Origin of the sequence: Haloferula chungangensis (assembly GCF_042664875.1) — a bacterium.
Lineage (GTDB): Bacteria > Verrucomicrobiota > Verrucomicrobiia > Verrucomicrobiales > Akkermansiaceae > Haloferula > Haloferula chungangensis.
On record NZ_JBHTBS010000002.1, the window covers coordinates 57938 to 82704 of the forward strand.

Annotated in this window: 18 protein-coding genes; 8 read left to right on the forward strand and 10 right to left on the reverse strand. The window is 60.0% G+C overall.

Annotated features, from left to right (window positions below; all coding sequences use genetic code 11):
- The first annotated feature begins 3 nt into the window (after positions 1-3).
- Together ACFQY0_RS04245 and ACFQY0_RS04250 are read left to right on the forward strand one after the other, a co-directional pair.
- Positions 4-900, forward strand: a complete 897-nt coding sequence (locus tag ACFQY0_RS04245) for a nucleotidyl transferase AbiEii/AbiGii toxin family protein (RefSeq protein ID WP_379709490.1) — start codon at positions 4-6, stop codon at positions 898-900.
- Positions 897-4178 carry a type I restriction endonuclease subunit R gene (locus tag ACFQY0_RS04250; RefSeq protein ID WP_379709492.1) on the forward strand — a complete coding sequence of 1094 codons (3282 nt, stop codon included), beginning with the start codon at positions 897-899 and terminating at the stop codon, positions 4176-4178. Before ACFQY0_RS04245 ends, ACFQY0_RS04250 begins: the two co-directional genes overlap by 4 nt.
- 113 nt (positions 4179-4291) lie before the next feature.
- Here the strand turns inward: ACFQY0_RS04250 and tmk are convergent, their stop codons facing one another.
- The 5 genes from tmk to ACFQY0_RS04275 all read right to left on the reverse strand — a co-directional run bounded on the left by tmk (position 4292) and on the right by ACFQY0_RS04275 (position 14062).
- A complete protein-coding gene (gene tmk / locus ACFQY0_RS04255; protein WP_379709495.1) occupies positions 4292-4864 on the reverse strand; it encodes a dTMP kinase in 573 nt (190 codons plus the stop codon).
- Between the two features lie 383 nt (positions 4865-5247).
- Entirely contained in the window at positions 5248-8802 is a 3555-nt protein-coding gene (locus ACFQY0_RS04260; RefSeq protein ID WP_379709498.1) for a PEP/pyruvate-binding domain-containing protein, read from the reverse strand.
- An 11-nt stretch (positions 8803-8813) separates the two neighbouring features.
- Positions 8814-10454: an outer membrane protein assembly factor BamB family protein gene (locus tag ACFQY0_RS04265; RefSeq protein WP_379709500.1), complete on the reverse strand. Its 1641-nt coding sequence runs from the start codon at positions 10452-10454 to the stop codon at positions 8814-8816.
- An 8-nt stretch (positions 10455-10462) separates the two neighbouring features.
- Positions 10463-12457, reverse strand: coding sequence for an FG-GAP repeat domain-containing protein (locus ACFQY0_RS04270; RefSeq protein ID WP_379709503.1), 1995 nt, complete (start codon positions 12455-12457; stop codon positions 10463-10465).
- Between the two features lie 9 nt (positions 12458-12466).
- The gene (locus tag ACFQY0_RS04275) at positions 12467-14062 is read right to left on the reverse strand and encodes a chitobiase/beta-hexosaminidase C-terminal domain-containing protein (protein ID WP_379709506.1); all 1596 of its coding nucleotides are present in this window, start codon (positions 14060-14062) and stop codon (positions 12467-12469) included.
- A 345-nt stretch (positions 14063-14407) separates the two neighbouring features.
- Between ACFQY0_RS04275 and ACFQY0_RS04280 the strand changes: the two genes are divergently transcribed.
- Positions 14408-16156, forward strand: coding sequence for a sodium:solute symporter family transporter (locus ACFQY0_RS04280; RefSeq protein WP_379709508.1), 1749 nt, complete (start codon positions 14408-14410; stop codon positions 16154-16156).
- Positions 16157-16224: 68 nt separating this feature from the next.
- Here the strand turns inward: ACFQY0_RS04280 and ACFQY0_RS04285 are convergent, their stop codons facing one another.
- Complete coding sequence (locus tag ACFQY0_RS04285; protein WP_379709510.1) at positions 16225-17208, reverse strand: phosphotransferase; 984 nt, start codon at positions 17206-17208, stop codon at positions 16225-16227.
- A 162-nt stretch (positions 17209-17370) separates the two neighbouring features.
- Here ACFQY0_RS04285 and ACFQY0_RS04290 point away from each other — a divergent pair, with 162 nt between their 5' ends.
- On the forward strand, positions 17371-18156 hold the full coding sequence (locus ACFQY0_RS04290; RefSeq protein WP_379709513.1) for a GYF domain-containing protein: 786 nt from the start codon (positions 17371-17373) through the stop codon (positions 18154-18156).
- Here ACFQY0_RS04290 and ACFQY0_RS04295 read toward each other — a convergent pair.
- From ACFQY0_RS04295 to ACFQY0_RS04305, 3 genes are read right to left on the reverse strand one after another with little or no spacing between them, the layout of a single operon-like run.
- Positions 18153-18959 (reverse strand): alpha/beta hydrolase, encoded by an 807-nt coding sequence (locus ACFQY0_RS04295; RefSeq protein WP_379709515.1) that lies wholly within the window; start codon positions 18957-18959, stop codon positions 18153-18155. The genes ACFQY0_RS04290 and ACFQY0_RS04295 overlap by 4 nt on opposite strands.
- Positions 18960-18963: 4 nt before the next feature.
- On the reverse strand, positions 18964-20040 hold the full coding sequence (locus ACFQY0_RS04300) for a TlpA disulfide reductase family protein (protein WP_379709517.1): 1077 nt from the start codon (positions 20038-20040) through the stop codon (positions 18964-18966).
- Between the two features lie 14 nt (positions 20041-20054).
- Entirely contained in the window at positions 20055-21824 is a 1770-nt protein-coding gene (locus tag ACFQY0_RS04305; RefSeq protein WP_379709519.1) for an ABC transporter ATP-binding protein, read from the reverse strand.
- 140 nt (positions 21825-21964) lie between these two features.
- On the opposite strand from ACFQY0_RS04305, the gene ACFQY0_RS04310 reads away from it, so the two are divergent.
- The 3 genes from ACFQY0_RS04310 (at position 21965) to ACFQY0_RS04320 (ending at position 23844) form a co-directional block, all read left to right on the forward strand.
- A complete protein-coding gene (locus tag ACFQY0_RS04310) occupies positions 21965-22750 on the forward strand; it encodes a hypothetical protein (RefSeq protein ID WP_379709521.1) in 786 nt (261 codons plus the stop codon).
- A gap of 35 nt (positions 22751-22785) precedes the next feature.
- The gene (locus ACFQY0_RS04315) at positions 22786-23583 is read left to right on the forward strand and encodes a hypothetical protein (protein WP_379709523.1); all 798 of its coding nucleotides are present in this window, start codon (positions 22786-22788) and stop codon (positions 23581-23583) included.
- 69 nt (positions 23584-23652) lie between these two features.
- On the forward strand, positions 23653-23844 hold the full coding sequence (locus ACFQY0_RS04320) for a hypothetical protein (protein WP_379709526.1): 192 nt from the start codon (positions 23653-23655) through the stop codon (positions 23842-23844).
- A gap of 7 nt (positions 23845-23851) precedes the next feature.
- Here the strand turns inward: ACFQY0_RS04320 and ACFQY0_RS04325 are convergent, their stop codons facing one another.
- The gene (locus tag ACFQY0_RS04325; protein ID WP_379709528.1) at positions 23852-24292 is read right to left on the reverse strand and encodes a 23S rRNA (pseudouridine(1915)-N(3))-methyltransferase RlmH; all 441 of its coding nucleotides are present in this window, start codon (positions 24290-24292) and stop codon (positions 23852-23854) included.
- A gap of 83 nt (positions 24293-24375) precedes the next feature.
- Between ACFQY0_RS04325 and ACFQY0_RS04330 the strand changes: the two genes are divergently transcribed.
- A complete protein-coding gene (locus ACFQY0_RS04330; protein WP_379709530.1) occupies positions 24376-24684 on the forward strand; it encodes an EF-hand domain-containing protein in 309 nt (102 codons plus the stop codon).
- Positions 24685-24767 lie beyond the last annotated feature (83 nt).

Here is a 24767-nt window from a genome sequence, read left to right on the forward strand (position 1 = left end):
ACCATGAATCTCGTCGCCTCACTCCAGGACCGACTCAAGAACGAGGGGCGCCGAAGGGGCATTCATTATGCCTCGCTGCTGGAGCAATTTGCCCTCAGTCGCTTTTTTGCGCGCCTGGCTCAGAGTGACTACGCGGATCGCTTTGTCCTCAAAGGGGCCCAGCTGTTTCGTTTTTTGAACGAAGAGGGACACCGCCCGACCCGGGATGCCGATTTCCTCAGTTTTGGCGATCATGATCCCGAAGCGCTGAAAGAGATTTTCACTGAGATCTGCCAGCTTACGCCGGAGAAGGACGACGCCCTTCAGTGGGAGGATATCCGTGCGGCGGCAATTCGCGATGAGAACAGCTACGGCGGCGTGCGGGTGCTGATCACTTGCCAGCTCGGAAGAGTGAGAATCCCCCTGCAGTTTGACATCGGCTTTGGAGACATCATTACCCCCGAAGTACGAACCCAGAAGTGGCAGGCGGTCCTCGACTATCAGGAAGTGCCTCTTTCCACCTATCCGATGGAGACCGTGGTCGCCGAGAAGCTTGAGGCGGCGGTGGCGCTCGGGATCAACAACAGCCGCATGAAGGACTTTTACGATCTGCATTGGCTGCAATCCCATCACGGCTTCGATGGAAGCACTCTTACCGAAGCAGTGATCAACACATTCTCTCGACGCTCGACCCCTCTCCCGAGTGAGAGTCCGATGTGTTTCACCACCGAGTTCAGCTGCGATGCTCAAAAGGTCGAGCAGTGGTCTGCCTTCGTCCGAAAAGGAAAATTGCCACTTATCGATCTATCTATGGTCATCGCAGACATCTCGAAGTTCCTTCTTCCCGTCCTTAAACAAGTGGTTTCCGAGCTTGTCTGGACACCGAAGGGGCGTTGGGAATCACCCTCAAGCGATTCATGAAATTCACCGAAGCCCAACTTGAAGCCGCGATCATCGAACTCCTCGGAGCCGAGGGCTATCCGCATGTGCTGGGCGAGGCGCTGGGAGAACGTAGCTCCAGCTGCGTTTCCTCGACCAAGGACGGAGCTGGAGCTCCATCCCTCCCAGGAGTTCTGATCAAGGAGGACCTGCGGGCATTCCTGGCGAAGCGCTACGCAGCGGATGGAATCACGCCGGTGGAGATCGAGGCGGTGGTGAAAAGGCTGGAGGCCTACCCGGCGGCGGATCTTTACGAGAGCAACAAGCAGATCATGAAGCTGGTCGCCGATGGCTTTTTGCTGAAGCGGGAGGACCACACGCAGAAGGATCTCTACGTTCAGTTGATCGATTACTCGGAGTTGGTGGCGTTCCGCGAGCCGAAGGCGGGAGAGGTGCCGACGATCGTGGCGGAGGATGAGAAGGATTACGACGCGGGGGGAGCGACGTCCTCCCTGAACATTTTCAAGATCGTCAATCAGCTGGAGATCATCGGCTTCGAGAAGCGGATTCCGGATGGGATTCTTTACATCAACGGGCTGCCGCTGGTGGTGTTCGAGTTCAAGAGCGCGATCCGTGAGGATGCGACGATCTACGATGCCTACACGCAGTTGAGGGTGCGCTACGAGCGGGATATCCCGGAGCTTTTCAAATACAACGCCTTCTGCGTGATCAGCGACGGAGTGAACAACAAGGCGGGATCGTTCTTCGCGCCCTATGAGTTCTACTACGCGTGGCGGAAGACGGATGGCAGTGAGTTGGTCGAGGTGGACGGGATCAATTCGCTCTACTCGATGATCCGGGGGATGTTCCAGAAGACGCGTCTGATCGATGTGATCCGGAACTTCGTCTACCTGCCGGACGTTTCGCGCAAGGAGGAGAAGATCCTCTGCCGCTACCCGCAGTATTACGCTGCGACGAAGCTGTATCGGAACATCCTGCGGCACATGAAGCCGGATGGCGATGGCAAGGGCGGCACCTACTTCGGCGCGACGGGTTGCGGCAAGAGCTACACGATGCTTTTCCTGGCGCGGCTGCTGATGAAGAGCGTGGATCTTGCGAGCCCGACGATCGTGCTGATCACGGATCGCACGGATCTGGATGACCAGCTCTCGGGGACGTTCACCAATGCCAAGGGCTTCATCGGCGATGAGTCGGTGATCAGCGTGGAAAGCCGTGAGCACTTGCGGGCGCTGCTGAAAGGGCGGACGAGCGGTGGGGTGTTCCTGACGACGATCCACAAGTTCACTGAGGACACCGAGCTGCTGACCGAGCGCGCAAATTTGATCTGCATCTCGGACGAGGCACACCGCAGCCAAGTGAATCTGGATCAGAAGCTCAAGATCACGGAGGACGGGGTGAAGCGGAGTTTTGGCTTCGCCAAGTACCTGCACGACTCGCTGCCGAACGCGACCTACGTCGGCTTCACCGGCACGCCGATCGATGCGACGCTGGATGTCTTCGGCGAGGTGGTGGATAGCTACACGATGACCGAATCGGTGGCGGACGAAATCACCGTGCCGATCGTTTACGAAGGCCGGGCGGCGAAGGTGATCCTGGACAACAGCAAGCTGGAGGAGATCGAGAAATACTACGACGAATGCGCCGAGGCCGGCGCGAGCGAGTATGCCATTGAAGACAGCAAGAAGACGATGGCCAACATGGGCGCGATCCTCGGCGACCCGCAGCGCATCGAAGCGCTGGCGGCGGATTTCGTGGAGCACTACGAGAAGCGCGTCAGCGAGGGATCGACGGTGGCGGGCAAGGCGATGTTCGTGAGCAGCAGCCGTCAGATTGCTTATGACTTCTACAAACAGGTCATCAAGCTGCGCCCGGAGTGGGCGGAAGTGCGGGTCTGTGCCGAGGGCGTGGAGCTGAGCGAGAAAGCGAAGAAGGAGATTCTGCCGATGGAGCGCATCAAGATGGTGATGACGCGCGGCAAGGACGACGAGAAGACGCTCTACAATCTGCTAGGCAACAAGGACGAGCGGAAGAAGTTTGATACCCAGTTCAAGAAGGCGGAGTCCAACTTCAAGATCGCGATCGTGGTGGACATGTGGCTGACGGGATTCGACGTTCCCTTTCTCGATACCATCTACATCGACAAGCCGATCCAGCGTCACAACCTGATCCAGACGATCTCGCGGGTGAACCGGAAGTTTGAGAACAAGAAGAAGGGGCTCGTCGTCGACTACATCGGCATCAAGAAGCAGATGAACATGGCGCTGGCGCAGTATTCCAAAGCGGACAGCAGCAACATCGAGGAGATCGAGGCCTCGATCATCGTGGTGAAGGACCACCTCGACCTGCTCGGGCGGGTGTTCCACCAGTTCGACACGACGCCCTATTTCAGCGGAACACCGATCGCGCAGCTTGATTGCCTGAACAAGGCGGCGGAGTTCGTGCAGCTGACCGACAAGATCGAGAAGCGGGTGATGTTTTTAGTGAAGCGCCTGAAAGCCGCCTACGACATCTGCAGCGGCAGCGATGCCTTCAGCGAGACGGAGCGCGACCAGATCCACTTTTACCTCGCGGTGCGGGCCATCGTCGCCAAGCTGACCAAGGGCGATGCGCCGGACAGCGCGCAGATGAATGCCAAGGTGCGCAAGATGATTTCCGAGGCGCTGCAGAGCGACGGGATCGAAGAGATCTTCAAGCTCGGCGAGGACGGCGCGTCGGAGATCGATATCTTCGGCGACGACTACCTGGCGAAGATCGAGAAGATCAAGCTGCCGAACACGAAGATCAAGCTGCTGCAGCAATTGCTCAAGCGGGCGATCGAGGACTTCAAGAAGGTCAACAAGGTCAAGGGCGTGGATTTCACGAAAAAGTTCCAGGCGCTGGTGAACAAGTATAACGAGCGGGATGAGCAGGACGTGCTTGTCAGCAATGTGCTCGACGACTTCGCCGGAGAGATCGTCGAGCTTTTCCATGCGCTGAAGCAGGAGAAGGAATCCTTCGGCGAGATGGGCATCGATTTCGAAGAGAAGTCCTTCTACGACATCCTCAAGACGCTGGCGCACAAGTACGACTTCGAATACCCGGAGGACAAGCTGATCGCGCTGGCGAAGGACGTGAAGGTGGTGGTCGACGACAAGGCGAAATACACCGACTGGAGTCAGCGCGCCGACATCAAGGCCGAGCTGAAGGTGGATTTGATCATCCTACTGGCGAAGCATGGTTATCCGCCGGTGGATAAGGATGAGGTGTATAAGGAGATCTTCGAACAGGCGGAGAATTTTAAGAAGTATCAGGGCAGGTGAACCAAGGAGTCCTCTGCTAGAGCTTCGCACGACCGTCGGAAAAAGAGCCCGTGAACTCCGTCGATGTGCTGGGACAGGCCACAACATGGCCGGCGAACGAATGTCGCTGCTCCTTACGCGAGCACCGCGCGGATGGCCTTTTGGACGTCTTCGAGGGTGCCGTGGCTATCGATCAGGTGGACGAAAGGTTCACCTGTTAGGGAGAGGAAGATGTCGCGGCATTTCTGGAGGGAATCGCGCTTCTCGAACTCGTTGGCGCTGTCGCCGCGGCCTCCGATGCGGGAGTGGGCGGTGTCGACGTCGAGATCGAGGATGAAGAGGTGGTCGGGGATGGGGGCGAAGGCTTCGTTTTTCTGACGGATCTCAGTAGGATCGAATCCACGGGAACCTTGGTAGGCCATGGTCGAGAAGTAGTAGCGATCGAGGATCACGACTTTCCCGGCTTCGAGCGAAGGCTTGATGAGTTCTTCGACGTGCTGGCTTCGGTCCTTGAGGAAGTAGTCGAGTTCGTCTTCGGGCGAGAGCCTGCCGGTGGCGGCGGACTGGCGCAGCTTGCTGCCCCAGGGGCCGTCGGTGGGTTCGCGGCTGGTGACGACTTCGCGGCCTTGCTCGCGGAACCAATCTGCGAGCAACTGGCATTGGGTCGACTTGCCGGTGCCGTCGATGCCTTCAAGGACGATGAACATGGCGGATGAAAGCAAGAAGAGCCGAAGCTTGGCAACCCGCATCGGCGATTAGATCGGGCAGGGCGAGCAAACCACGGTGAAAATCGACTCCCGATGACAGGTCGATCTAGTTAGGGAGAGAATCGGCTCCAGCTAAAATTTTTCCGACCAAGATGGATAGGATCCTCCGTCGCCAAGGCTATGGCGGGACAGGTGGGGAGGATTCTGAAGTCATGGTCCTCAGCTCAGGCTAGAATTGAGGTTCAGCCATGACGATCATCACCAAGATAATGGGATTTCGTTGCCTTCATCCTATCTATCCTATCCATCTTGGTCCGATACCTTCGTCGTGCTGAAACAGTAAGCGACAAAGGGCGATGCTGCAAAATCCAGAAGGAGCTGGCTTACGCCACCTTCAGCAGCTTTTTCGCGATGATCATGATCGGAAGGTAGGCGAGGAGGTAGACGCCGAGCCAGCCGAAGTCGTAGTCGCCGAAGGGAGCCCAGAACTTGTTCTGCACGAGGGCGCGGGGGTAGACGACCTTGAGAAGACTGATGGGTCCGGAGCTCGGGAGGGTCTCGGCGAGTTCGGGTGGTTTGGCGTTTCCAAAAGCAAGTGTTAGAGGGACGGATTCACTGCCATCGCTGTGCAGGGAAACGAGGTGATGGCCTTCGGCGCCTTCGGGCACGACGACGCGCCAGGAGAGTTTCTGAGCGGGGATTTCGCCGGCGAGGTAGCGGTTCAGGCTGCCGAGCATGACTTCGCGGACATGGTCGGAGGCGGCTTGGATTTCCCAGGGGTATTCGCTGGTGTCGGATGCCTGCGACCATTCGGCGCGGAGCTCCTCGAGGGTCTCGCGGATCGGTGGCAGCGTTTGCGTTGCCGGGATGATCGGATCGATGCTCAGGGGCTCCGGGACGCGAAGTTCGAGCGGGCTTTGCCAGTCGCCGCTGACCTCCGCGAGGACGGTGACGGTTTGGCCGGTTTCGGCATTCCATGATGCCGGATCGAGTCGGGCCGGGAGCCAGAGGAAGACGAGCATCATCGGGCCGAGGACAAAGGCGAGCGAGGTCATCGCGGCTTTCAGCACACGCATGGTCACCGGTGCGGCGAGCATGTTCATGGCCTCGCGGCGCGGGCTGTCGCTTGGTAGATCGAGCGCCAGCTTGCGGAGTTTCGCCGAGCGGTCGCGGGCGGCCATCAGGCGCTCGTTGTCGGTGAAGAATTTTTGCAGGACGAGCGGCAGAATTGCGAAGAAACCGGCAATGACGGCGACGGTGCCGGGCATGCCGATGGTGGCGACGAGTGGCCAGAGGATGACATCGAGTGCGCCGAAGATCGGGTCCTGGAGGATCGCGGGCGGCAGGAACCAGACGGCGGCGAGAAACACCGCCCAGAGCAGCGCGAAGATCAGGCCGCGACGATTCGATTGCCGCTCGCGCTTGCCGGGCGGCGGCGGTTGCAGGGCGCGTTCGATGCTGGTGTTCTCCGAGTTGTTAGAGGCCGTTTCGGCGGCACCACGGATGACTCGACCGCCGACGGCATCGAGGGTGAGGGTTTCACCATCCTTGAAGAGCTGGGTGGCGTCGTCGAGCACCACGGAGGGCAGTCCGAGTTCGCGGGCGACGATCGCGCCGTGGGACAGCATGCCGCCGCGTTCGAGGATCAGCCCGGAAGCGCCGATGAAGAGCGGCGTCCAGGAGGGATCGGTGGATGGGCAGATGAGGATGTAGTCATCGCCAAGATCGCCGGCGCTATCCGGTGAGTGAACAATGCGCGCCGGACCGGTCGAGGTGCCCGGCGAAAGCGGATGGGCCGCCCACGCGGTGGCATCCGAGGCGATGCAGGGGAGGCCGAGCGTCGCCAGATCACTTTCTTCGATGACTCGAGGAAGTGAAAGGGACTTGTCGGCATTTCGCAGGTGCTTGCGATGCGCGATGCGATCCATTGGGACGAATCCGGTGAGCAGGGCTTCGCTGATCTCATCGGCTTCGAGGAAAAAGATCTCGCCGCCAAGATCAAGACGCCGCGCGAATTCGAGGGCGATCTTTCTCAGGCGCGCGTAGGCGAGCATCAGGTAGTGCTTTCCGTCTTCGCGGAAGCGCACGTAGCGGCTAGCCAGGTCGACGTAGCCGCCGAGTTCATCGGCGAGTTCGGGGGAAAGCGAGGCTCGCAGGTTTTCGAGGGCCTCGTCCGCTTCCTTGCGGCGCTTTTCGTGAAGCTCGGTGAGCGGTGTCTCGTTGGCGAGGCGTGCTGATAGAGCTTCAAGGTCTTGCGGTCGTTCGTTCCAGCGCGGGCTGGCGAGATCGAATTCGCCGGGGCCGCGATCGCCGAAGTCTTTCAGCCAATCCGCACGCGAGAGCTTTCCTTGAGCGAGCTCCTGAAGACGGATGTTAGAGAGAAAGGTCTGGTCGGGTGACTGGCCGACGACAAGTTGATGAAGGAGTGAATCCGGGTCGTCGTCCCACGCATGTTCTTCGAGGAAGGCGAGGAGATCGGCCGTGGCCAGGGCCTCGATCATGCTTGGCAGGAACGCGGTGACGCCGAAGTCATCAAGCACGGTGCTGCACGCGGCGTCCCAGAAGGTGATCAGTTCGGCATCACTGAGCGCGCTGAGATCGCGAGCGTCCTGAGCGGCACACCACGCGGTGACGGCGGGGATGAAGTCCTTGTCGAAACGCTGGTCGAGGTCGACGGCCTGCTTGCGCAGGTTATCGGTGACGCTGACTCCGAGCTTGGCAGCTTCGGCCTGGGCCTTGAGTGAGCCTTTGACCAAAGTCGGCGGCTGCTGGGCGGCATCGGGATTGGTGCGGAGGAGTTCGGGGTCGTAGGCGAAAGGGTAGGCTGCGGCAAACATCTCGGGCATGCGCGAGCAGTCCATGTAGAGGCGGCCACCGATCAGATCGAGGAAACCGGCATTGGCGACGGCGGGCGATGGCTCAAAGCCGACGAGCCGGTGCATTTTTCCAAAGCCACCGTCGCCCGACATGAAGGGGCCGATGAGGCTCCATGTTAGAGGCGTGGGATTGGGAAGGGTTTCGTCCATGTTGTGACGAACCCACGGGCCGTGGCCATCCGCGATGGCTTGCTCAAGCTGCTTGCGGATCGCGGCCGGTCGACCGTGTCGGAGTGCGGCTTCGCGCAGCGTGGTGATATTCCGCGATTGGAGAATCCGGACCTCGCCACTGACCACCGCCCACTCGATGTCCTGCGGTCCGCCGAAGTGGCGCTCCGCCTGGCGTCCGAGTTCCCAGAGTCGGTGCAGCGTTTCCGAACGAAGGCAGGCGCGACGCCTTTCGTTCTCGGGAACCTCTTCGAAATCCTGTCCGCCGGGGGCGAGTCGGGTGAGTTTTTCGGCGACGTGATAATCCAGCACCTGGCCGTCGGAAGCGCGCAGGCGGACTCGGTCCGGCTGGACGGTGCCGGAGACGACGCCTTCGCCGAGACCCCAGGCGGCTTCGACGAGCATGTCGTCGGTCGACCCGGTTTGCGGATCGGCGGTGAAGAGCACACCGGCGAGATCGGCGGGAACGAGCTCCTGGACGACGACCGCCATCGCGACGCTTTCGGGCACGATGCCCTGCTCGCGAAGGTAGGCGCGGAGGCGTTCGCTGCGCATGCTTTTCCAACAGCGCGAGACCGCATCGAGAAGTGCGTCGGCACCTGTTAGATTGAGGAAGGTTTCATACTGCCCGGCCATCGAGGCATCGGGCATGTCTTCGGCGGTGGCCGAGGAGCGCGCGGCGACCATCGGCGACCCCATGCGTTCGTAAGCTTCACGGATCTGCGCGGCGATGTCGGCCGGGATCTCGCAATCGCCGCTGGCCTGGCGGTAGGCGGCGGTGGTGACGACGAAGCCACCGGGCACCGGGAGTCCGGCGGAGATCAGGCGGGCGAGGTTGACGGCCTTTCCTCCGGCCAGCTCAAGCGTGGCGGCCTCGGCGAGCGGGATGATCATCGGTAGGGAGCTCACTTGCTTTGACCTCCCACGTAGCAGCGGATTCCGCCGGTTTCACTGCCGACAAAAAGGCGACCGTTCCAGACGATCGGCGAGCTGATGCAAAGGCCTTGCTCGCCGGGTTTGTCGGTCGAGTTGAGGTAGACCCGTTCAACTTCCTTGCCGTCGGCGAGATGGAGTCGGGCGAGGTAACCATTCTGACTGACCGCGTAGACGCTTTTCTCGGTGACGGCGGCGGAGCCGAGCACCGGGGCGTTGTTGCTGATCGCGGTGGACCAGAGGCGCTCGCCGTTGGCGGGGTCGAGCGCGATGACTTCGCCGTTGGCGACTGGGCAGATGAACTTGTCGGCTGCGGCGACGGCACCAAGAACAGCATCGGGGAGGGTGGTTTTCCACTTCTCGCTGCCATCGCTGGCATTCAGTGCGAGCACGACGCCGGCGGGATTCGGATCGCGGTAGACGAAGTCGCCGTTTCCGCCGCCGGCGATGACAAGATCATCCATCAAGGTAACGGCACCGGTGATCGGGTAGGGGGTGTCGGTTTTCCAAAGGATGCGCTCTTTCGCATCAGTGGAAGCATCGAGCGCGACGATCGCCTGGCCATTGAAGCCGCTGCCGATGAAAAGTTTGCCATCTCTAACAGCGGGTGAGCTTTCGGGGTCGTTGACGTCCTGACGCCAGAGCAATTTGCCGTCTGTCAGACTGACCGCGAAAACGAAGCCGGGGTGGCTGGTGGGTTTGTGGGTTTCGGGGTCTTCGATGGCTCCGGCACCGACGTAGACGACATCGCCATCAATGAAGGGCGAACTTTCGATGTGAAGTTCCACTTGGTAGGTCCAGACGACGCGACCGGTGGCGGTTTCCACGCAGATCAGGCGGCAATTGCTGTCGGGGTGGAGGCCTTGACCGACAACGAGGTATTTGCCGTCGGCGCTGATGGCCGGGGAACTGAAGAAGCCTTTGAAAAGTTCTCCGTCCGCTTTGTCGACCGTCCAGTGCTGCTTGCCGGTGGCGGCATCGAGGCAGAAGATCGCGCCGAAGCTGTCGGGCGGGTCGAGGGTGCAGGACGCGCCGTAAACGCGATCGCCGTAGATGGCCGGGCTGCTCAGGATCATGGCGTCGCGGTCTTCCTGTTCGACGCCGTTGTCGGACCACTTCGGGTAATAGCTCCACGCAAGTGTTAGAGGGCCTTCGATGTCCGCGCCATTGCTCCCCATGCGCTCGAGTCCGCCGCGGAAGACAAAGGCCTGGTCCTCACTTTGGCTCGGCGTGTTGGCGACGGGAGCGGAGGAAAGGTCGCCGCGCTTCATCGCCTCGATGCGTGCGAGGGCGACGCGGGTCCAGTCGACCGTGACCGGCGCGAGTGCTCCGCCTGATGGTTCCTCGCCAGCCGCGCCGCCGCGGCGTGCGCTGCGGGCATCGGAATCCGTGGCGGGCGCTGGCCAGAAGACGATCACGGCGGTGACCAGTGCAATGATCCCGACAATTGCGGCGACCCGAGCGGGCCGGGCTTTGCAGGCGGCGAGCAGTTCGCGGGGTTTGAAGAGCAGGGCGACGAATGAGGCGGCACCGGCAAGCATCGCGGGGAGCAGGGCGGCCCCGGCATTGACGACGATCGGGACGACGCCGAGGTGATCGAAAAGAAGCATCATGAAGGGTGTTAGAACTCGTCGCTTTCGACGGAATCACCGCGCTCGAGATCGACGGTGACGCGGGCTTGCTCGCTCAAATCGACTTCCTGGATTTTCTCCAGACCGTCCGAGAAGCGCACCTTGAGCTGATACTTTCCGGGCTCGCGAATGGCGAGGGTGACGCGGGCCGAGCTGAGCGAACCGCTTGAAACATTGGAGCCGATATCACGACGGGCGACGGTGCGGCCATTGGCATCGAGCACTTGCACGCTCGCACCGACGAGACCTTTGCGGCCGAGGCAGCGGACCTGGAGAAGGCGGACTTTTTCGAGTCGGGCGATCTCGGTGGGTGGGTGTTCGATGGGCGTTCTGGCCTCCAGGGTGTCGTTGAGGATGATGGTGACCTCGCCATGAGCATTGCCGATCACGAGGTCGGGTGCCCCGTCGTCATTGAGGTCGGCGGTCGCGGATGCGTATCCGCCGCGTTCGTTGGCAGGACCTTTGAAGACGTGCTCGTAGTGCTTGTGGGTCGGGGCGAGCATGAAGGAGCCGTAGCCGCGATTGATGATGAAGCGGTTGTGTCCATTGTCGGCACGGCTGACGGTAAAGAAGTCGACGTGGCCATCAAGGTTGAGGTCTTCGGCGATGCTTGAAAGGTGATCGTTCGAGCCCTCGCTGATCTCATTTCCCCAGCGGGTGATGTCGGTCGGCTTGCCGTTGTCGTTGTGCACGATCAGCCAGCTTTCCTCCATCGGCACGAGAAGTTCGAGTTTGCCCGGCTCGATGAGGGGAAGGAACACGCCTGCGCCGGTGATGCCCGGTGTTTCGTCGATGCCGACGGTGAACTTGAAATCGATGCCGTGATGGACGGGTCCGAACTGACCGGCATCATTTTGCACGAGCAAATAGCCGGGGCCGGAGGCGAGGAAAAGGTCGGTGCGGTGGTCGCCATTCCAGTCGCCTGGAGTGACATAGCCGTTCGATCCTGCGCCGCATTCCGGCTTGAGGAGGCCCATGGCTTCACTCACGTCGGTGAACTTGCCACCGGCTTCTCCGGGATTTTTGAAGACTCTAACACCTCCGCCGACGATACTTGCGAGGATGTCGGGGAAGCCGTCGCCATCGATCTCCGCGAAGGTCGCGGTCTTGAGATTTTCCGAAAGCGACTCGGGCAGAAGGTCGGATTTGCTGAAGCCGAAGCGGTTGTTCTCGAACTTCCCGAGGTGCAGGGTCGCGCCTGTCAGGAGGTCGTTCAGGCCGTCGCCATCCACGTCGGCGATGGCGCAACTGACGCTCGAGCTTTCAATGCCGAGGTGCTCGGTGGCATCGATGAACTTCATCGGGTCGGTCTGCAGGAAGATGCGGTCGCCTTCTGACGAGCAGGCGATGATGTCTTCGTCGCCGTCGCCTTCCAGGTCGAAGGCGGCCACGGCGTTGACCGGGCCATCGAGTTTGGTGAGGAGTTGGTCTTCCTTGAAGCGGACGTAGGCTTTGCGGGGGAAGTGATCGCGTCCGGCGGCGATGTCTTCGAGCATTTGGACAAGGCGCTCGGTCGAGCCGTTCCAGGTGCCGGCCAAGGTCCCGATCTGTTCGCCATCGGAGCCGGCCATTTCGGCGCTGGTGGCGGTGATGCTCCACTCCCCGGGAGTGGTCGCACTGCCGAGGTAGAAGGCATTGGCGTAGAGCATGAAATCACCGCTGCGGCGCTTGCGTCCGGCGAACACGGCGACGGGATCGCCGACTTTGATGTCACCATCGGCGACGGCTCCGGCGAGCACTGCGTTCAGACTGGGATCGAACTTCAGGGTGATGTCGTTTGCCGCAGCCTGTCCTTTGAGTGCCTTATCGACCTTGCAGGAAATGGTTCCTGCAGTGGTGTCGATCGCATCAATCGTCAGGATGAGCACCCGGTCGTAGCGGCTTTCGAAGAGGTCGGCAGGTTGCAGGCCGACGTTGATGACGGCGGGGGCTTCGCTGGCGGTGACTAACAGCGCGGCGAGGATGAGTTTCTTTACGGGGAACATCGGAAGGTATCAGGGCTTGATGACGTAGGTCGTCGAGAAGGTCGGGCTGAATCCTACGCCGAGCTTGTAGGCTTTGACCATCAGGCGGGTGGTCTTGTCGATTTTGATCGGTCCAAGGTACTCGGGTGAATTCTTGTCGGGTTCCGAGCCGTTGGTTGAGTAGCGGATCTTCGCGCCGGGGACCTTGCACTTCACGGTGACCGAAACGGGTTCGGTGAAGACTTTGGCGATGGGGGTCTTGATGGTTTCCTTGCCGCGGCCGACCGATTTGATTTCGGTGTTCTCGGGGAGGGTTTGGAGAAGGAAGGGGTCGGCGTCTTCGAGATACTCGCCCATCGATGCGATGGCTTTTTCGGTGAGGGCGAACTCGGACTTCATGTCGCCACGGGCGTGGTAATACGAGTTCGGATCGGCTTCCATGGTGGAGATGAGCTTGGTCTTCGGTCCGGCATTGTGGGATCCGAAGCTGACGTTCTTCCAAGTGTCGGCAACTTTCGGATCAGCGAGACCGATGCCGCCTTCCGAGACATAGTCGAAGACGGTGTTGTCGAACTGCACGTCGCCGGCGAGCTGCAGGGCGATGCCGTTCTTTCCGGAAGCCTTCTTGTCAGGATCGGTCAGGAGCTGGCCCTTGCCGTTGTAAAACTCGGGCATGGCGGAGCTGGCGGTGACGACGAGGCGCGCCTTCTGTGGGTCGGCAGAGTAAACGCGGATCATCGAGCCGAGGGCCGAGTAGAGTCCGGTGCGGCCGGGTTGATCGTTGTTGCCGTAGCCGAGCAGCAGGTAGGCGTCGCTGGTCAGCGGGCGCTCGGGGGAGCCTGCCTGGATCGTGCCGTTGCGGTAGATGTTGATGTTGTAGACGGCTTTGCGGTTTTCGGGATCGAAGGGCGCGACACGGCCGCCTGATTGGATTTCGAGGATGCCGCCGTCGTAGATTTCCAGAGCACCCTTGTTGGTGATGCCGCTGTAGCGGAGGTCGCCGCTGACGATCATGCGTCCGCGCTGGAGCATGATTTCATCGCTGATGCCGAGATTGCCGAGCACTTCGACCGAGGCCGTGCCGACTTTGGCGACTTGGAATTTGTGGGAAATCTGAGCGGCGCATTGTTTCTCGGGAGCGACGCGGGTGGAGGGATGGGCCATCGTTTTGCCATTCTCCTTGGTGGGGAACTCGGCGTCGATGATGTCGATGTAAGTGTGCTTGTTGCCACGGATGGAAATGTAGAGCACGCGACCGCCGGGTTCGACCTTGAGGTTGCCCCAGACTTCGAGCTCGTTGCGGTGGCCACCGCCGAGACGGGCGCCGCTTTTCACCAGAGCGTGGCGGACCTGGGTGTTGCGTGAGCCACGGACTTCGTAGAATTTTTTCGACTCGGGAAGAATCACGTCGGTATCGCGGTCGGGAGCCGACTTGGCGGGCTTGCCGTCCTCGGTCTGCCAGTTCTTCGCATCGCTCAGATCACCGGTGGTGCCGGGCTTTGCCCAGACGAGAGTTGGGGCATCGGGCCAGGTCTCGGTCTTGTAGAGGGGTTCGACGGCAGCAGCGATTTGGAAACAGAGCGCTGTGAGCAGCAGAGCTCCGGCGCGGAGAATTCGAAGGGTCATGGAATCGTGGGCTTGATGGTGGTTTTGGGGCCTCCTGGGGAGGGCACTTGGTTGTTCCTAAGCAAGACGAACGAGCAGGGACAAAGGGTACATCGAATGAGGAAAATGGTCGCGGGAGGCCTCGGACGAGGAGTGAGAACGCGACGGATCAGCCGATTCTCTCAGATCGTGACACTGGTGATTTGCTCTGAGGGAAAAATCGCGGGATTTTGCAGGTGATCTGATAAGAAAATGATCTTTCCGGGGTTCCATGATTAGCAATCCGCGGGATTTTCGATACGCTACGGACTGCCGCAGGTTCTACCCTCATGCCGGTCCGAATTCGTTCGAACCGGGAGTGAACGAATGATCACCCCTTACGACTACATCAACATTGTCTTCTACTTCCTCTTCATCGGGGGGGTGGGGGTCTACTTTTCGAGACGCTCGAAGGATACCTCGGACTATTTTCGGGCTGGTGGGGCGCTGCCGTGGTGGGTGACGGGTGCGTCGGCGTGGATGGCGGGCTTCAGCGCATGGACCTTCACCGGCGCGGCAGGGAAAATGTTCAACACGGGGGCGTATTCGATTCTCCTCTACTACTCGATCCTCGTTCCCTTCATCATCCTGCTGCTCTTTACCTGCTATCGATTCCGCCGGATGCAGGTGGTCACTCCCTTCGAGGCTGTTAGGCTCAGGTTCGGGCAGGGTTCGCAGGTGTTCTTCACTTGGGCACGCTTGCCCTTCATGCTGGTGTTCGGCGGGGTCACGCTGAACGCGGTGTCCGTTTTCATGGCGGCGGTCTTCGATGTGGAGACGACGACGGTGATTGTCGTGCTCGGCAGCATGGTGGTCACGTTGGCGATGTTAGGGGGAGCCTTCGGGGTGGTGGCGAGCGACTTCGTGCAGATGTTCATGGTCGTGGCGGTGACGACGCTGGTGGCGGTGCTGGCGCTCAATCAGCCGGACATCGGTGGGATATCCGGGATGCTGGAAAAGGCTCCGCCCGCGCACAAGGACTGGAGCCAGTTTGCGCGGCCTCAATTCATTGTGCTGTGGTTTCTCGGCCTGATGTTCACCAAGATTTTCGAAGAGAACTCGATCGACAAGTCGGCGAAGTATCTGATGACCCGGAGTGATCGCCACGCGCGCATGACGCTGATCATTCCGATCATCGGAACCCTGATCGGTCCGCTGATGTGGCTGGTGCCGCCGACGGTGGCGGCGATTCGGCATGGAAATGAGATTGATCAGATCTTCAACAAGCTGAAATTCCCGGAGGAAGGTGCGTTTCTGCTGACGGCGAGCGAAGTGCTGCCGACCGGAATGTTGGGATTGCTGCTGTGTGGAATTTTCGCCGCCACGCTGACTTCGATGGACGCCGGATTGAATCAAGGAGCCGGGATTTTCGTGCGGAATTTTTACCTGCCGATTCTCAGTCCGAAGTGTCCCGAGAAGAAGCTGCTCATCATTTCAAAGCTCTCTACCGGAGTGTTCGGCATGGTGATGATTGGCAGTGCGATGGCTTGGGAGACGATGCGTGAAATGCAGCTCTTCGATTTGATGACGCAGGTGGCGATCAGTCTCGGCCTGCCGATGTCGATTCCGCTCCTGTACGGGCTCTTTTGGCGGAAGACCCCGCCTTGGGCAGCCTGGAGCACGGTGCTGGTGGGGATGGCGGCGTCGTTCACCGTGAAGTTTGTTTTCAAACCGGAGATGTTCGCGTGGCTACCCGGGATGGAGGGACCATTCATGGTCGAGGAAGTCACGACTTTCTACGTCTTTGGCACGGTGATCTTTGTCGGTGGCTTGTGCACGCTGTGGTTCTTTGGGACGAGCTTCTTCTACGACCCTACGGATCAGAAGTACATGGCGACCTTGGACGAATTTTTTGGCCGACTGAAGAAGCCGATGGATGGAAGTGAGGGGGCCGAGACGCCTGAGAACCGCGCGGTTGCCGCCTCAATCGGCAAGCTTTGCCTGATCTACGGAGTGTTCGTGGCCGCGCTCATGGCGATTCCCAATCCGATCAGTGGGCGACTGTGCTTCCTCGGTTGTGGCGGGGTGATGATTGTGGTCGGACTGTTGATCTGGAGAAGTCATCGAGTTCGCTGAGACCGGTGCCGCGTGGGCAGGAAAGCTCTCGCCGATGGTGTCCCCGGATGATGCTCGGCTGGGTGGTGTTAGGAAAGGCTGGCGATGACTTGCCGGGCAAGACGCTCACTGTAGGTGTTGATCTTCCAGTGCCCGGGGCTCCAGCCTTTGAGAAAGCGGTGGAAGTCGGTCCAGGCGATGGGGAAGAGGGCGCGCCATTCGGATTCGAGAGGGGAAGGGTCGATGCGAGGGTGCTTGGTTTCGAGGGCCAGACGCAAGGCGGTGAAATACGTGTCGAGTAGTTCGGCTTCGCGCTGTTCGCAGGCGGATTCATCGAGGCAGCTGCCGAGGAAGTAGGCGAGGTCCTTCATGCCGCAGCCTCCCCCGACGTATTGGAAGTCGACGGCGGCAACGCGCTGGCCGTCTTCCGAGAAACAGAAGTTGGCGAGCTTGGCGTCGCCGTGGACGAGGGTCTGGTAGGTGGCGGCTTTGAGTTTGAGATCGATTTCGCGGGCTGCGTTTTTCAAAGGGCGATCATCGAGGACCGCGAGTTCGTCGGCGCGGGTTTCGAGGTGCCAGTAGGTGCCGGTTTTCCAGAGTCCGGTAGGCGCGGCGTGGAGAAAGGTGGCGTGAAAATGGGCGAGCCAGGAGAGGCAGGCGTCCAGTTGACGGTCGTTCACCGAGTTGAGCCGGACGGGGTAGCCGGCGGCATCGAGATCTTCGAGGAGAAGGAGCGTTTCGGAGTCGTGCTGCTGGTAAACGAGAAGTCGCGGGACGCGGCAGTGCTCATCGCATTGCTGACTCCAGTTCTGATACCAGACGGACTCGACTTCGTAGGACCGGAGCTTGCGCTGATGGGAGACGTCGGTGTCCCAGCCGCGCGGGTGATTTCCTGAATCGGCAGCGCGGACGTGTTTGGCGATGACCGTTCTTTCGCCGTCGAGTTCCAGCCGGAGGATGTTTCCGTAGCCGCTCCAGAGTTCCTGGATCATTTCGGTGACCTGCACTCTGGAGGCGGAGGTGGTGGCGAGAATGGTGGCCTCTAAGTGGGGGCTGAGATTGAGATTCGTCATGATGGTTTCCAGAGGGTTTCGCCATCAGGGCTTTCGCCGCGGTCTTGGCGACCTCTCACGAGGTGGATCGGCAGGATGCGCCGAATGACGGGTGATTCAAGCGGCGGAAGACGACGGAGCTGGAAATTGACCTCGGCTATCCATCAGGATATACGATCGTCTATGTCGGAGGAGAAAGACGAGTGGTATGTGTCGCGAAGCGGGCAGCGCTTCGGGCCGGTGACTTTTGCGAGGATGATGGAGGCTGCGAGCGCCGGACGCTTGGAGCCGCGGACGGACATGGTGATCGGTGGAGGGCTGAAGGAATGGAAGCCGGCAGGCGAAGTTGAAGGCTTGTTCAAGGCGCCGGGCGTCGAGCGTCAGGGCGGGCTGGTGGATCATGATGTGGCGAGTGACCCGATGCCTGTTAGTGAGGGCTATGATGATGCGGGCGAAGATGAAATGAAGCCGAGGATGCCGGGCGTGTCACGTCTGGCGTATTTTCTCGGGGTGGTGGTGCTGCCTGTCTTGATGATGACCGGGCCGGGTCTGCTGATGCCTCAGCTCGAGCCCCTCATCGATGAGGCCTATGTGCCATGGGTGGAGCTGATGGTGTTTTTGATCCCATTCTCGTTGCTGATTGTGATCGTTGTGAAACGTTTCGAGAATCTTGCGATGAGCGGAGCGTGGTTCCTGGGAATCTTTGTGCCGCTTCTGAACTGGTGGGTTGGCTATCGCTTGTTTGCGTGTCCGCCGGGATACCATGCCACGAAGAAACTCGATGGGATCGGCAAATTCCTGGCGGCGATCTACTGGTCGGGTCCGGTGTTGGCGATTGCTGCGGCCTTCCTTTTCGCCGGAAAAATCGCCGAGGCGAAGGAATCCGGGACCTTGGATGAGCCGTTCAGCAGGTATGAGCTGCACCGTCCCAGCGTGCCCCGGCTCGAGCCGTCCGAGTCGGCACCCTAGTGCGGATCGCTGCGGAGTTCGGCGATGAATTCGCGAATCGGCCCGGTGATCTCGGAGGTTTGGAGGTCATTGTGTCCGGCTTCCGGAAGACCGACGAAGCGTTTGGTTTTCGCCGGGCTGGCTTCGTGCAGGGTGCGACCGTGGGAAACCGGAATGATGCCGTCGCTTTCCCCATGGATGACGAGGAGAGGCGTGTCGATTTGGCGGATGCGCTTCAGATTGGGAAAGCGGTTTCCCGGAAAAATCCACTGAGCAGGGGAACGGACTGCGAAGCTCGAGGTGAAGGGGGAGATCAGGACGAGGGCGGCAGCCTTGTGCCGGTCTGCCAGCCAGACCGATGGTCCGCTGCCGATCGAGCGGCCGACGATGATGATGTCGGCTGGGGGAATGGCGTGCTCGTCTGTTAGGCTGTGCCAGGTGGCTTCGATGGCACGTTGCGACGAGGCCTCGCCTGGCTTGCCGGTGGCATGCCCATATCCCGGGTAATCGTAGGCAAGGGCGCCCCAGCCATCGCGGCGCCATGCCTGATAGAGTTCGATGGAGCCACCGATGTCTTCGGCGTTTCCGTGGGAGTAGAGAATGGTGGGCTTGCCGACTCGGGCAGGGAAATAGAAGGCGGGAAGGATTTCGTCCTTGCGGGTGGAAAGACTGATCAGGTTCGGAGCCTCCCTGGTATAGGCGGGCCGCTGCGGCATGAAGATCAAGCGATCCGCCATGGTGCAGGAATAGACGCAAACGGCCGCGTAGACGATCAGGCATCCGCGGACGAGGCGGATCCAGAACGGGCGCGGACGTTTCTCCATGAGATCAGGGCTTGGGTTTAACCGCCTCCTGAAGCGCGGTGATGAGGTCTTCGAGGCTCTGGGGAGAGTCGCTTTCGAAGCTTTTGGCAAAATCATCGAAAGGAGCTTTGGGATGATCACCCGGTTTGAGTGCCGCGAGGTGAGCGGTGGCCAGCGCTTCCTCCTTCTTGCCGAGTTTCCACTGCACGCGAGCGAGGGATGCCTTGACGCTGGCGTCATCCGCCATGTTGGCGGCGAGGATTTCGGCGACGGCTTCGTAGACTTCCGGAGCGGGCTGCTCTTCGGAGGTGTCGTAGCGGCGCGAAATGAGGGCGGCGGACATCAGGGCGAGCTGCGGGTTGTCGATGCCTTTCAGGCTGGCGATGGCGCTGGACCAGTCCTTTCTAACAAGCGCGACGTCGACGATCATCCGGGGAATGTGGACGAAGTCGGGCTGGGTGGTGGCGATCGAGGCGATGGCTCTTTCCATGGCGTCGGCATCTTGGGCGGCTTGGGCGGTGGAGTAGGCCTTCAGCTGATCGCCGATGATGCCTTCGGTGACTTTTTCCCGTTCCACTTTGTCGAGGGCGTCCTGCTGCTGCTGCCCTCCCGCAAGGAAGGCATCGATGAGTTCGCCATTGAGCTTAGCCGGATGCGCTCCGTAGATGTAACGTCCGTCTCTAACAACGAAGGCGAAGGGAAGTTTGGTGACCTGGGCGGCATCAACCCATTCCGTCTGGAACGTATCGCCGGAGGGCACGAAGGCCACGGAGTGGGTGATCCGCTTCCCTTGGTTCTCCATGTAGGCGACGACCTTTTCCCTGTCGTTTTCGCCAACATTGATGGCGATGATGCGGAGGCCCCTCTTTCCGTAGATGTTCTGAAGGTCCTGAAGCATCGGCAGCGTGGCGACCGAGGCCGTCGAACCGCTGGCCCAGCAGGTAATGATGTAGGGCTTGCCGGGTTCCCAGGTCTTGATGGGCTCGCCTTTGATGAAGTCGGCCTTGGCGATCGCATCGGGCGTGACCTGATCACCGGGTGAGAGCGCGTGGACGGGCAGCGCCAGCAGAAGGGCAAAGAAGGTGGCGGTGATGGATTTCATTGGGGATCGAAGCGTCATGGTTCGCGGCTCTTGTCTTCGTTCGTCGGTGCTTCGGGAGCAGATTCGCCGAGGAAGGACTTGCGGCAGAGGTCAGCGTATTTTCCGTCCCGGGCAAGCAGTTCTTCGTGGGTGCCCCGCTCGATGACACGACCGTGCTCGAGGACGTAAATGCGGTCGGCGTTCTGGATCGTCGAGAGGCGGTGGGCGATGACGAAGGCGGTGCGGTTCTTCATCAGCGCGTCGAGGGCTTCCTGAATCAGGCGCTCGGTTTCCGAGTCGACCGAGGCGGTGGCCTCGTCGAGCAGGAGGATCGGGGCGTTCTTAAGAAGGGCGCGTCCGATCGAAAGCCGCTGCTTTTCTCCACCGGAGAGTTTCACGCCGCGTTCTCCGACGTTGGTTTCGAGCTGCTTGGGTAGTGCCCGGACGAAGGGCGCGGCGTTGGACGCCTCGAGGGCCGCCCAGATTTGTTCATCGGTGGCGTCGCGACGGGCGAGCAGCAGATTCTCGCGGACGGTGCCATTGAAGAGGAAGGGCTCCTGAGTGACGTAGCCGAGATTGGCGCGCAGCGAGGTCTTCGAGAGGGTGGCGATGTCGACCCCATCAATGGTGATGGTGCCGCTGTTGTGTTCATAGAAGCGGTTGAGCAGGGAGAGCACGGTCGACTTCCCGGCACCGGTCGATCCGACGAGGGCGATGGTTTCGCCGGGTGCGGCTTCGAGATTGAGCTCATTGAGCGTCGGCTGCTCGCCGTAGGCAAAGGAGACCGAATCGAATCTGACGTGGGCGCGGATGTTTTCCGGCAAGCTGTCACCGCTCGCGGCATTCGCTTCGTCTTCCGAGTCGAGGATTTCGAAGACCCGGTCGCCGGCGGCGCGCGAGGAAAAGATCATCTGGTTGAGCTGGCGGAGTTTCGAAACGGGCTCGTAGAACAGGCTCAGCAGGAGAATGAACTGGAAGAGCTCTCCGCTGGTCATGCGACCTTCGATGATCGCCTGTGAACCGAAGCCGAGCACCAGCACATAGCCGAGCATGCCTGCGAATGACATGCTGGGGTTGTAAATTGCCCACCATTTCATCAGGTAGAGGGTCGCCGCTCGGACCTTGCCGGAGAGCTTGTTGAAATTGCGGTGTTCTTCGGCCTCCGCGGCGTAGGACTTGATCTGCCGGATGCCGGCGATGTTGTCGTGAAGAAAGGAATTGAGTGCCGAGGTCGCGTTGCGCTCGGCTTTGTGGCGGTGGCGGGCGTCCTTCGAGTAAACCCAAGCTCCGATGAGAAGGATCGGGATCGGCAGAGTGGCCCATAACGCGACCTGCCAATCGGCAATATACATGACGATTCCCACGGCGATCAGCTGAATACCGGCGACAAGGCCCAGCTCGATTCCGTCGATCAAAACCCGCTCCATCGCGGTGACGTCTTCAACGACTCGTGTCATAACATCGCCGGTTCGGCGTGAGTCGAACCAGTTCAACGGGAGTCGCTGAATTTTCAGATAGAGGTCGGAGCGGATGTCGAAAATGACGTTTTGCTCGAAGTGATTGTTGACGAAGATCCGCGCGCAATTGAGGCCATCCTTTAACAGGAAGCTTCCGAGTGCGGCCATCACCCAGAGCGGCAATTCCTTGTGGCGTGAGGGATCGGGGACGATTTTATCGAGAACGATCTTGGCGATTTCCGGGAAAAAAATCACGGAGACCGCCATCAGGGTCGCGCAGAAAAACTGGGCGGTGGCGAGGCCAGGGTAGCGACGCAGGTAGGCGAAAACGCGAAGGACGGAATTCATTTGGCGGAGGAAGCGATGGGACAGCGACCATACTTTGTAAAGTGAAGCGTCATCATGATAAAATTAAGGATTGCCGGGTGTTGCCGGGGCTCTCTAGGTTCGCCCCCAAGCAAGACCCAATCTTTCACTAAAAAACTTCCATGGCCAACATCTTTGCCATCCTCACAGCAGTCCTACTGGCGGCTTCCGCCTTCCTCGCCCTCAAGAACAAAGAGGCGTATACCAAAGAAATCGACGATCGTAAGATCGCCGAAACTCGATTGGCAACGACTCAAACGAAGCTCGCCGGCCTTCAAAAGAGGCGCAACGATACCATCGCTGAAAAGAACGAGACGATGCAGGCCACGGTGGGTCTGAGAGAGGAAGAAGAGCAGCAGACCGCCAAGAATGATGCGGTAAAGAAGGATATCTCCGCCAAGAGAGAGCAAAGCGAATCGCAGGCTGCTGAGATCGCCGAGATCAAGGAGAAGACCGCGAAAGCTGGTGAGCTCAAGGAGTTGGCTGGCAAGATCAAGCGCCTCCAGGAAGACATCGTGGGTCTCGAGGATGAGAAGGCCGCCAAGGAATCCCAGCGCACCAATCTCCTCGCTCAGCGTGAATCGACTCAGAGCACGGTGACTGCTTACAACGAAGAGACTCGCAAGATTTCCAGCAAGAAGTCCTTCGGCAATGCCCGCATCAGCTCGATCTTCGGTCCATGGGGCTTCGTGACACTTTCCGCTGGTAACAACGGTGGCATCGTTTCGGGATCAACTTTGAACGTGGTTCGCGGTGGCGAGCCGATCGCTGAGCTTCGCGTCCGCTCGGTGGAATCCAATCGTGCCTCGGCCGATGTGGTGCCGAACTCGCTCGCTGAAGACACCACCCTGATGGTGGGTGACAAGGTGGTTCCTGCCGAGCCTTCCGCCCCTGCAGAAGCGAACTGATTCAGCTCTAGGCCCAACCTAACTTTAAAGATTCAATGAAAGCCCTTCTCTACGTTATCGCGCTTCTCGCCATCGGCGGCGCTGCCTTCTTCTCCAACTCGAATAAGGAGAAAATGGCAGAACAGCAGCAGACTCGCCTGAAGCTGATTCAGGACAACAAGACGGTCTCCGCCACCGCTGACAAGACTCAGAAGGAACTCAATACTGAGTCCGACAACCTCAAGACCGCTCAGAGCGAAAAGGCTGAGGTCGAGCAGAACATCGACAAGCTCAAGTCGGATGAGACCACCCTCCAGCGGGAACTTGCCGATCTTGAGGGAACGCTCGAAGAGCAAGCTCAGGACCTCGCCGAAGTTCAAAAGGTTCTTCAGGAACTTGAAGATCTCGACATCCCGGGTGGTGTCGATGGCATCGATCAGGCAGTGGCTGATCTGGAAGACCAGAAGAAGGTTCTCATCCAGGACATCGGTGAGCTTGAAACCACCATCGAAGGTGCGGAGAAGGCGGTTGCCAAGAACCGTGAAGAGATTGCCCGCCTTGCCCGACGCAAGTCAGAGCGCAATGCCCGCTTCGCCCGCAATGCCATGGAGTCGGTCATCACAGCCGTCGATCAGGACTGGGGCTTTGTCGTCATCGGTGCTGGCAAGAACACCGGCTTCACGCCTCAGACCCGCCTCATCGTGAAGCGCGAAGGTCGTTCGATCGCTGAAGTTAAGCCCTCGAGCATCGAAGCCACTCAGACCATCGGTGAAATCGATTGGGATACGGTCGCTCCCGGCGTTCGCATCCAGCCGGGTGATCGTGTGATCCTCGCCAATACGGCGACCAACTAATCGGACGTCTTTCCCATTTCAAAACCTCCGCAAGCTTGCAAGCTGCGGAGGTTTTTTTATGTTCACCGCATGCGCACGCTTATTCTAGTCGCCACCGCCATCGGGTTTCTTCCATTTTGCTCCTGCTCCACGGAAGATCCGGACTTGAATCCGCAGCCAGTCGCGCCGCCAAGTAGCTCGAACCAGAAAGCCTGGAACCAGCCGCTGCCGGGTCAGGGTGCTGGTGCGCTTGGCATGATGCCGAACCAACCGCGTCGTTAACTCGGCTTCAGCGGTGATAGGGCTCGCCCTTTCTCAGGGTGGCCACGCGGTAGATTTGCTCTAGCAGGACGACCAGCGCGAGCTCGTGCTGCAGGGTGAGCTTGGAAAGGCACCAGACCTCGTCGGCCTGATCGCGTAGCGCCTGGGTGTGCCCGTCAGAGGCGCCAATCAGGAAAGACACGGCCTTGATGTCTCCTCGCAGTTCAAGCTTTTCGAAACACTGCGCCCAGCTTGCGGTGCCGAGGTTCTTGCCCCGCTCGTCGAGCGCGATCCGATAGCTGCCCTCCGAACGCTCCAGCAAAGCTTGGGAAACGCTATCCGAGTCACCCGCCTTGAGGTGAATCAGCTCGTGGTTCCCATAACGGGTCAGCCGTTTGAGATACTCGGCGACGCCGGTCTTGGCGTAGGCGAGGGCGGGTTTTCCTGCGACGAGAATGCGGATGCGCACGCGGGTGATCCCAACCCAGGGAAGCGAGTTTGGCCAATGGATTCGGCTTGCGCGGCCGCTGAAGCGAAAGATACTTCGGAGAAATGAAGTATCTCTCTCCTTTTGTTCTAGGTGTCGCCGCATGCACGCCGGTGCCCGATCCTCATTCCGAGGCTGCCCATGGGCGGAAGGTGATGGCGCTGCAGGAGAAGTTCGATCGCTTCGATTACAACGCCGACGGCAAGATCACGCGCAAGGAGGCGGAGCAGGGGATCCGCGAGTCGGGAGTGTCGGGTGTCACGAAAGAAGAAATCGACGCCATGATGGAGCACTACGATGTCGACAAGGACGACGCGATCTCACGCTGGGAAAGCCAGCGCGCGATCGATATTCCCGTGCCGGAACACGATTGAAAAAAGGGCGAGGACGTCCTTGTCCTGCCCTTTGTTCTGATCTCTCCGTCGGGGTGCCAAGCGGTAAGACGAGAGCACCCTTC

Excerpts from the sequence above, each read along its gene's own strand:
- ACFQY0_RS04245 (WP_379709490.1), top strand. The coding sequence starts at position 4 with ATGAATCTCGTCGCCTCACTCCAGGACCGACTCAAGAACGAGGGGCGC.
- ACFQY0_RS04250 (WP_379709492.1), top strand. The coding sequence starts at position 897 with ATGAAATTCACCGAAGCCCAACTTGAAGCCGCGATCATCGAACTCCTC.
- tmk (WP_379709495.1), bottom strand. The coding sequence starts at position 4,864 with ATGTTCATCGTCCTTGAAGGCATCGACGGCACCGGCAAGTCGACCCAA.
- ACFQY0_RS04260 (WP_379709498.1), bottom strand. The coding sequence starts at position 8,802 with ATGATCATCCCGCTCGCCGAGGCCGCCACGCTTGAGCTGGCCGGAGGA.
- ACFQY0_RS04265 (WP_379709500.1), bottom strand. The coding sequence starts at position 10,454 with ATGATGCTTCTTTTCGATCACCTCGGCGTCGTCCCGATCGTCGTCAAT.
- ACFQY0_RS04270 (WP_379709503.1), bottom strand. The coding sequence starts at position 12,457 with ATGTTCCCCGTAAAGAAACTCATCCTCGCCGCGCTGTTAGTCACCGCC.
- ACFQY0_RS04275 (WP_379709506.1), bottom strand. The coding sequence starts at position 14,062 with ATGACCCTTCGAATTCTCCGCGCCGGAGCTCTGCTGCTCACAGCGCTC.
- ACFQY0_RS04280 (WP_379709508.1), top strand. The coding sequence starts at position 14,408 with ATGATCACCCCTTACGACTACATCAACATTGTCTTCTACTTCCTCTTC.
- ACFQY0_RS04285 (WP_379709510.1), bottom strand. The coding sequence starts at position 17,208 with ATGACGAATCTCAATCTCAGCCCCCACTTAGAGGCCACCATTCTCGCC.
- ACFQY0_RS04290 (WP_379709513.1), top strand. The coding sequence starts at position 17,371 with ATGTCGGAGGAGAAAGACGAGTGGTATGTGTCGCGAAGCGGGCAGCGC.
- ACFQY0_RS04295 (WP_379709515.1), bottom strand. The coding sequence starts at position 18,959 with ATGGAGAAACGTCCGCGCCCGTTCTGGATCCGCCTCGTCCGCGGATGC.
- ACFQY0_RS04300 (WP_379709517.1), bottom strand. The coding sequence starts at position 20,040 with ATGAAATCCATCACCGCCACCTTCTTTGCCCTTCTGCTGGCGCTGCCC.
- ACFQY0_RS04305 (WP_379709519.1), bottom strand. The coding sequence starts at position 21,824 with ATGAATTCCGTCCTTCGCGTTTTCGCCTACCTGCGTCGCTACCCTGGC.
- ACFQY0_RS04310 (WP_379709521.1), top strand. The coding sequence starts at position 21,965 with ATGGCCAACATCTTTGCCATCCTCACAGCAGTCCTACTGGCGGCTTCC.
- ACFQY0_RS04315 (WP_379709523.1), top strand. The coding sequence starts at position 22,786 with ATGAAAGCCCTTCTCTACGTTATCGCGCTTCTCGCCATCGGCGGCGCT.
- ACFQY0_RS04320 (WP_379709526.1), top strand. The coding sequence starts at position 23,653 with ATGCGCACGCTTATTCTAGTCGCCACCGCCATCGGGTTTCTTCCATTT.
- ACFQY0_RS04330 (WP_379709530.1), top strand. The coding sequence starts at position 24,376 with ATGAAGTATCTCTCTCCTTTTGTTCTAGGTGTCGCCGCATGCACGCCG.